This is a genomic window from Sphaerochaeta sp. UBA5849 (genome assembly GCA_002432715.1).
Classification (GTDB): Bacteria; Spirochaetota; Spirochaetia; order Sphaerochaetales; family Sphaerochaetaceae; genus Sphaerochaeta.
Genome location: DJGJ01000054.1, coordinates 25,831 through 33,223, shown reverse-complemented (window position 1 = coordinate 33,223; position 7,393 = coordinate 25,831). Strand labels below are relative to the sequence as shown.

7 protein-coding genes and 1 pseudogene are annotated in these 7,393 nt (G+C 49.6%); 3 read left to right on the top strand and 5 right to left on the bottom strand.

From position 1 onward, the window contains the following. Positions 1 to 467: 467 nt before the first annotated feature. Positions 468 to 2,108 (bottom strand): transposase, encoded by a 1,641-nt coding sequence (locus tag B3K89_RS09450; RefSeq protein ID WP_345907328.1) that lies wholly within the window; start codon positions 2,106 to 2,108, stop codon positions 468 to 470. 354 nt (positions 2,109 to 2,462) lie between these two features. Further along, the gene (locus B3K89_RS09445) at positions 2,463 to 2,609 is read right to left on the bottom strand and encodes a hypothetical protein (protein WP_345907327.1); all 147 of its coding nucleotides are present in this window, start codon (positions 2,607 to 2,609) and stop codon (positions 2,463 to 2,465) included. Between the two features lie 204 nt (positions 2,610 to 2,813). Between B3K89_RS09445 and B3K89_RS09440 the strand changes: the two genes are divergently transcribed. Then, positions 2,814 to 3,314, top strand: a complete 501-nt coding sequence (locus B3K89_RS09440) for a GNAT family N-acetyltransferase (RefSeq protein ID WP_345907326.1) — start codon at positions 2,814 to 2,816, stop codon at positions 3,312 to 3,314. Then, the gene (locus B3K89_RS09435; protein ID WP_345907325.1) at positions 3,299 to 4,033 is read left to right on the top strand and encodes an alpha/beta hydrolase; all 735 of its coding nucleotides are present in this window, start codon (positions 3,299 to 3,301) and stop codon (positions 4,031 to 4,033) included. Before B3K89_RS09440 ends, B3K89_RS09435 begins: the two co-directional genes overlap by 16 nt. 46 nt (positions 4,034 to 4,079) lie before the next feature. On the opposite strand, the gene B3K89_RS09430 is transcribed toward B3K89_RS09435, so the two are convergent. Further along, complete coding sequence (locus tag B3K89_RS09430; protein ID WP_298505616.1) at positions 4,080 to 4,583, bottom strand: helix-turn-helix domain-containing protein; 504 nt, start codon at positions 4,581 to 4,583, stop codon at positions 4,080 to 4,082. A 4-nt stretch (positions 4,584 to 4,587) separates the two neighbouring features. Then, positions 4,588 to 4,752 (bottom strand): annotated as a pseudogene (locus tag B3K89_RS13785) (DUF4160 domain-containing protein); the annotation flags it as partial. A 281-nt stretch (positions 4,753 to 5,033) separates the two neighbouring features. Here B3K89_RS13785 and B3K89_RS09425 point away from each other — a divergent pair. After that, entirely contained in the window at positions 5,034 to 6,281 is a 1,248-nt protein-coding gene (locus tag B3K89_RS09425) for an MFS transporter (RefSeq protein WP_293895169.1), read from the top strand. Here the strand turns inward: B3K89_RS09425 and B3K89_RS09420 are convergent. Next, positions 6,231 to 7,382, bottom strand: a complete 1,152-nt coding sequence (locus tag B3K89_RS09420) for a YgeY family selenium metabolism-linked hydrolase (protein WP_293895166.1) — start codon at positions 7,380 to 7,382, stop codon at positions 6,231 to 6,233. The two genes, B3K89_RS09425 and B3K89_RS09420, sit on opposite strands and share 51 nt — an antisense overlap. Positions 7,383 to 7,393: the final 11 nt, after the last annotated feature.

Below are 7,393 nucleotides of genomic sequence, written 5' to 3'. Positions count from 1 at the left end.
CCACAAGATTTATGATTGAGCCAAAATTAATGACTCATTTAAGAAAATCATAGTTACCAGTGACATTGTTCAACCCACGTATGACGAATATGGCATCTTGACCGTAAACATCTATGATTTCCTGCTTGATTCCAGCTTCCTTGAAAATTGATTATACGTTTACGAGCTATAACGATCAAAGATCGTTCTTGCAACCTGGTGCCGTTATTTGGGGATTCTGGGTACTCTCATTGAAAAATTCACTAACATCATAGCATAGAATGTATCAACTTGAGTGGTTGAGGATCTTCTCTCACAGTGCATGATAGGATGTCTATTGTGTTATCCAGGACAGAAAAATGTGTAAGGTTGCAAAAATCTTTCCTGATGGTAAGATGCCAACGCTCTTCTTCACCCGTAGGCCTATGCTTTGAGGACGTCAAGACCATAAACCTACGATAAACCCAAAAGTAGAACCATAAATCAGTTCATTTTTTTGACACGTTAGCTTTCAGCTTCAGGGTATCGACCTTGAACTCCTTCAGGTTTAGTGAAGATGGCACTTTCACCTTCAGCTCCTGATAGAAATCCCTGACCTGCTTGTTCGGCACTTCAACAATCACCGTACCATCCTTCTTCTTTGTACACATGAGCGACTGGGTCTTCCCGATAAGCTTGCACGTGGAGATTCCAGGCCCTGAGAGTGTTTTCCTCAGCTGCAGCAAGGCGATGGTCGATATGATATCAGAGAGAATCTTCCCCCTGACTGTAAGATCCGACCATTTGGAAAGCGGCAGGAGGTTCAGGTACTCCTTGCTGGTCTTGAACACTGTCTCGATCTGGGTTCTGCCAAAGTAGTCGTCCAGCTTGGCGTCAGGTTCCTTCAGCTCGGTGGATAGAAGGATGAAGAAGCCGAATCGTACCGAGGTCCAGTTCTTCTCCTTGTCTGTCATAGCTTGGTATTCATCCTCATGCTTCAGGCGGTAGTTCCTGCTCCCTTCCAGAGCATTGTCCTTGTCCACATATACATAGGCATGCATCTTGAGCCCGAAGATGTCGGTCTCGAAATGCTTGCCGAAATAGGTGTGGCCCTGGCGGATGAACTCATACTTGGCATTACCCATCAGCTTCCTTGCCTGGTGGTAGAGAGTCTTGTGCGGATAGCCGTTCTTTGCAGGCATGCGCACGGTCATGGTTTTTCCCTTCTCGTTCCCACAATGGAAAGCCTCGATCAGGGCCTTGCTTGCATACCCTGCATCAAGGACGAAATTGTTGATGCAGATATCAAGGGTTTCTGCCACATCCTCCATGGTCGATTGGAGGGTGCCCAGGTCCAGGACGTTGCCGGGTATAATTGAATACCATACGGGGAAACCCGTCTTATCATCCAATACGAGTACCAGCCTTGTCTGGATGGAGGTGGATTCTATCCCATGGCTGCACAGGGCGTTGAACGGGTTGTCCCGGATGGTGTTGGGCAAGGGTGTCGAATCAACATAGCAACTGGTGCCAAACCCAGGATCGGTTTTTCTCATATGGGAGACAAACGCCTTGAAGAAGGCAACCCTGCTTGTGTCTTCGCCCATCAGGGAGAAGTATACGGTATCGCTCCCAAGGGAACCGGAGGGGATCTCATCAAAAAGATAGGAAGCGAAGGATTTCCCAATGAAATCGTCGCAAGAGACCCTGGACCCGTCCTTCAGGACCGAGTGAAGCAGATGCGAAAGAACCCTCTCGTACTCCTTATCTTGTGAAAAAGCCGTCCGTAGAACCCTGAGCAGGCCTGATTTTTGACAAAACTGGAGGAAGAGGTAGACATCACCGAAAACAGTATGAATTTCGGGCTCCGCAAAGAGGCTGCTGCCCTTGATCCTTGAATCTTCCTTTCCAATGATTTCAAAGGTATCGGATACCGAATCATAGGCTACAAGCCCTCTGGTCGGAGACAGGAATACCCCACTTTTCCCTGTGGCATCTAGAGATATAACTTTTCCAAGCTTCTCTCTGGTGCTATGACGGGACCGCCCTTTGTATGAGGAGTCGTATTCGGTAGTCATGATCGCGGCGCTGCCCGACCTGACACTCCCATCCTCATTTCTGACCAGTTTCTGCACTTTTATGAACGCCATGAGTCCCTACCTCCCAGCTGCCTATATATGGTTATAAGTATAACCATATATAGGATACACCAAAGGGCTTCAGAATGCAACTAAAAGTGGGGAAAAGTGCTCTGAAATGCAGGAATCAACGGTACTAAGAGGGTTGAGTAGGATATGGTTCTACTTTTGGGTTTATCGTAGGATAAATAGTATCAGTATGTGGCCACACTATGAGTTCTGATTCATTTTCAAATCTGTTGTGTTCATCTGCAGCGTATATATCAAAAGCCGGGCTGTGAGAGTATCTGAATTGGAATTGCGGCTGAAGTGAACCCGCTTTTTCCTTGATGGTTTGGAAAGCAGCTTCCAGTTGGGTGCTGTCCGTTATATCGGCTGCAATGAAACGGAAGGGAAACTGACCTTTCGGTTGCCGAATATCCGGGCCTTGGACAATCCACTGTCAGCCAGGACCTGGCAGACGCTCAATCCCATGCCTCCACTTGCTCCGGTGACAAGAATAGTCATACTCATAGGCCATTCAATATAGCTGAACATGCAATGCAAATCCACCTTGGTTGGTACCCAAAGATTTCATCAATCCAATCCATGGACAGAGTAGTTCATACCGGTCATAGTAAGAGAAAGGTGATGTACATGGAGAAGGGCACAATAACACTTGTTCGGGTTACAAAAGAGGCCACACATGAGCAAACTGTGTTGAGAAGTCTGCTGAAGATGTACTGCTATGAATGGTCCCAGTATAATCACCTTGAGGTGGATGCAGACGGAACGTATGCATTTGAAGAACATGCGTCAACTTATTGGACAAACGAAGGATACTATGCCTTTCTTATTGCAGTGGATGAACAGTGGGCAGGCTTTGTCTTTTTTGACACCCACGATTTCATCGTGCATACAGACTGTGACTATTCCATGGCCGAATTTTTTGTCATGCATGCGTATCGACATCACGGCATCGGAAGCTATGTCGCCACCCACCTGTTTGAAACGTTTGGGGGTGCATGGGAGATCGGACGTCATCCAAAGAATCTGAGCTCCGTTCATTTTTGGGACAAGGTGGTTGGTGACTATACGGGCGGGGATTATGAGGTAAGACTTTCCTGCCCCAAGCTGAAGTACCATGACGGGGCTTTGGGAGACGTGCTCTCCTTTCATGCTGACAAGCATGAACGTTTCCTACCGTATCAAGGGAGCCGAGTATGCAGAAGAAGTTGAGAACGGCTCAAAAGATTTTCTTGGGTATATTGGTGGCGGCAATCCTTTTGGTCGGAGCTTTTTTGCTCTACGTCTCTGACTATTACCATGCAGCGGTGGATCTTCAAGAGCGGGCCATGTTCTCAGATATCCGGGTGCTCGATACAAACGATGCCCTCATTGTCGATCCAGGAAACACAAAAACCGCCTTGGTTTTCTATCCAGGGGGAAAGGTCGACCATCGCGCCTACGAACCGTTGGCGCTTCGTATTGCTCAGGCAGGCATCCTGTGCATAGTACCGAAGATGCCATTCAACCTTGCAGTGTTCGGCATCAATCGGGCCGAACGATTCCTTGCGTCCCATCCTGAAATAGAGCACTGGTATGTGGGAGGCCATTCGCTGGGAGGCAGTATGGCAGCCAGCTTTGCCGCCAAGCATGCCGACCAGCTGAAAGGCCTGATCCTGCTCGCTTCCTATACAACGGTCGACATCTCTTCCCTCCCGCTGAGCGTAGTAAGCATTACAGGAAGCAACGATACGGTTCTGAGCAGGGAGGCCTATGAAAAGTACAAGACAAACCTGCCAAAAGGCTATACAGAGCTTGTGCTACAAGGTGGAATCCATGCTGGATTTGCTTCTTACGGGGTGCAGAAAGGCGACGGTATCGCCACGCTTAGTGCTGCTGAGCAGCAAGCAGCTGCTGCACAGGCAATAGCTGAATTTTGTCTGACCCGATGATTCGGCAATCTGATGCAAGGTGTACCGCGTTTAAAAATCTCACTTATTAGGAATTGCTGTAAGGATACTCCTTCTCGGCTGCAGACAGGTGATTTTTATCAGTAGGAATCTGGGGTTGACCATATTCTCGAAGCATCGCCTCTCTGGTGATAACCCATTGCTTTCCGAATTTACAGCAATCACGCCCTGGAATCAACTTCCTATATGAGATAGCTTTCCTCAGCGTACTTTCACTGAGGCCCCATTGGGATGTAGCAGTTCCGAATGAGATTAGATTGTTGAATGGAGAATTTTCAGTTTGACCATTATGCCATATTTCGTTGGAATCCAAATCAAGCTCATTATTCCATACAATCCCATAACCCCCTGTGTCCACATGGACAGAGAAAAATAACTCAGGCTTGGTTTCGAACACACGAAAGGCCGGGACCTTATGGAATAGTTTTTTTATGTCGTATGTTTTAATGACACCTTCCTCAAACTGAGCACAGAGAATGCAGTCATCCAACGCCCCGATACTTGTAATTCTGTGAAATACAAATTCATTCATCGCTTTACTCCAAAGGGGGAAGCCTTCTAAAAATCTGGGATTCCCAGATTTCTTCTTCATGAGTATGAATACCAATCCACTCAGTTACCAGTGACTTTGCTTTATCTGGAAGAAATCCGGAAAGGATTTCTCCCGTGTTGATATCAAATTCTGCGGCATTGTCTCTGTATTGCGCATGAACGGCCCGGGTTTTAGGAGCAGCGTCGGGCTTCCATTCGCTTCAATAGTACTACGCTACGCGTGTGTCCCCGGCACTCCCTGATGGATACACAGCCGGTGATGCCTCCATCCGGCGATGTTCTAAAAAAGTTCGTTGATTTCCAGGCGAAGCCTGCCATCGTAAAACTCTCGGCCCTGGCAGGTCTTTACAGGACCCGCGCTACTCGATACAGTGAGGACGTCGGTAAGAGCTCTGGTACATCACCGTATTCACCCTTATGTTGAGAATATATGCAAGACACCATACAACAGAAGGCACCACCGTTGTTTACCAAGCGTGTGGTCCTCTTTCTTCTCAGTCAGAATCTCTCGATATTCGGCTCCTCGGTAGTCGGATTTGCCATCATCTGGTATATCACCTTGGAAACCTCCTCGGGTATCTACCTCATGTTGGCAACCTTGGCACAGATGGTGCCCCACTTGCTTATCAGCCTCTACAGCGGGGTGTGGGCTGATCGTCACAGCCGCAAGATCCTGATCATGCTCAGCGACAGCTTCATTGCAGTCGCCACCCTCGTTTTGGCTCTTATCTTTTCTTTGGGCTGGGAGTCAATCTGGGCAATCCTGGCAGTCTCGGTCATTCGCTCAATCGGAAGTGGAGTCCAGAGCCCGGCTGTGAATGCAATCATACCCCAATTGGTTGCTGAGGAGCACCTGGTGCGTATCCAAGGTATCAACCAGAGCATCAATTCTGCGCTCATGCTCCTCTCTCCTGCAGTAGGGGGAATGATGCTCGGCCTCTTTGGCTTGGTCTCCACCTTCTACCTGGATGTAGTAACGGCAACCCTTGCAGTCCTGGTTTTCAGCTTCATCAAGGTGTCCAAGCCCAAGCAATCGGAACTGACACATTCGGTGGTGGCGGACATCAAGGTAGGTATTTCTTATACTTTCTCACACCCGATTCTCCGCAACCTCTTGATCTGTTACGGCTTCTCGTTCTTTCTCATCACCCCGGCAGCCATCCTTACCCCCTTGCTGGTCGAACGCACCTTCGGCAGTGAAGTCTGGCGTCTCACCCTCAACGAGATGGTCTGGACAGGAGGAGCCTTGTTCGGTGGTCTTTTGGTGTCGCTGAAGGGCAACTTCAAAAACAAAGTCCATGCAATTGCATACTCGCTGGTCGCCTTCGGCATCTGCTTTGCCTTGCTTGGCGTTGCACCCACCTTTCTGCTCTACCTCATCATCATGGGACTGGGAGGCATATTTGTTCCCTTCCTCAATACCGCCGAAATTGTCATGATCCAAGAGACCACCGATGAAGACAAGCTGGGTCGCGTCTTTTCCATGGTCCAGATACTCAGTGGAAGTGCAATACCGCTGGGCATCCTGATCTTCGGCCCCTTGGCGGACAGGGTCTCGATCCAGCTGCTTCTCAGCATAAGCGGCATCCTCCTGGCTGCAGTCGGCTTGATGTATGGGCGAACTGCATCACACCAGCAGGTGATCAAGAAGAGCGAGATACCCATCCAAGGCCAGTGAGAGTTGCGCTGTGCTGATGTATTCGTCCACCGTGTGGGCGAGCGACTCCTCTGAAGGTCCATACCCTATGGTGGGAATTCCGGCCTCTGCGCAAAAGTGGCTTGCATTGGTGCAGAAGCTGTAGTGGGAAAGAGGGCTGGAGGGCAGGGCGGCCTTGGCTGCCTGCACCAATGGATGGTCCTCATCGAGGAGCCATGCAGGGAAAAACCGCTTTGCAGTTATACTCTTGCCGGTATAACAGGTAAGGCTGCCTTCAGCCACCGAAACCGTCGCTCTGATATCAGGATGCTTGTCCAGGATTTGTTGGATCGGCTCGAGGATGGATTTTTCGGTCTCTCCCACAAGCAGGCGCCGGTCGAAGGTGACTTTGCAGGACTCAGGCACGACGGACAGAGCCGGGTAGGGAGATGAGACAATGTCGGTCAATACCAGAATCCCCTCTCCGAGTACTGGATGATGCGGCGCTTTGAGGGCAAGAATCTCAGGCAGTAACGTCAGCATGGCGGTAACAGCATTCACCCCTTCGTCGGGATTGGAGGAGTGGCAGCTTTTTCCAAAGGTTTGCAACACAACTTCTGCACGGCCCCGTTGCCCGCGCTTGATCGCAAGCGAGGATGCTTCTCCCACGATGACAACATCGGGTTTGACGAACTTGGTGACCAGGCGGGATGAGATACCCTCAAAGCACTCTTCGCACACAGTTGCCGAGACATGGAGTGAACCTCGAAACTTGCCGCCTGTCTTCTTCTTGAACTCTGAGGCAGCAAGCATCATTGCACTGAGTGCACCTTTCATGTCGCTGCTGCCTCTGCCGTATATGCGTCCCTCGGTCAACCGACCTGCAAAAGGATCATGATTCCACAGATTGGGATTCTCCACACCCACGGTATCGATATGACCGTCCATGAGGACGGCCGGTCCCTCCTGGCTGCCGAATATGCTGCCGACGACACTGCCATAGGCATCGATGGAGACCTCGTCATAGGCGAGACTCTGCATGGTCTTTTGGATGAAGGAAGCCGCTTCTTTCTCGAACCCTGAGAGACTGGGGTGTTTGATCAGGTCTTGGCAAAGTGTTATCAGTTGTTCGTTGGTTTGCATGACCCTATCGT

Excerpts from the sequence above, each read along its gene's own strand:
- B3K89_RS09440 (WP_345907326.1), top strand. The coding sequence starts at position 2,814 with ATGTACTGCTATGAATGGTCCCAGTATAATCACCTTGAGGTGGATGCA.
- B3K89_RS09425 (WP_293895169.1), top strand. The coding sequence starts at position 5,034 with ATGCAAGACACCATACAACAGAAGGCACCACCGTTGTTTACCAAGCGT.
- B3K89_RS09435 (WP_345907325.1), top strand. The coding sequence starts at position 3,299 with ATGCAGAAGAAGTTGAGAACGGCTCAAAAGATTTTCTTGGGTATATTG.
- B3K89_RS09445 (WP_345907327.1), bottom strand. The coding sequence starts at position 2,609 with ATGAGTATGACTATTCTTGTCACCGGAGCAAGTGGAGGCATGGGATTG.
- B3K89_RS09420 (WP_293895166.1), bottom strand. The coding sequence starts at position 7,382 with ATGCAAACCAACGAACAACTGATAACACTTTGCCAAGACCTGATCAAA.
- B3K89_RS09450 (WP_345907328.1), bottom strand. The coding sequence starts at position 2,108 with ATGGCGTTCATAAAAGTGCAGAAACTGGTCAGAAATGAGGATGGGAGT.
- B3K89_RS09430 (WP_298505616.1), bottom strand. The coding sequence starts at position 4,583 with ATGAATGAATTTGTATTTCACAGAATTACAAGTATCGGGGCGTTGGAT.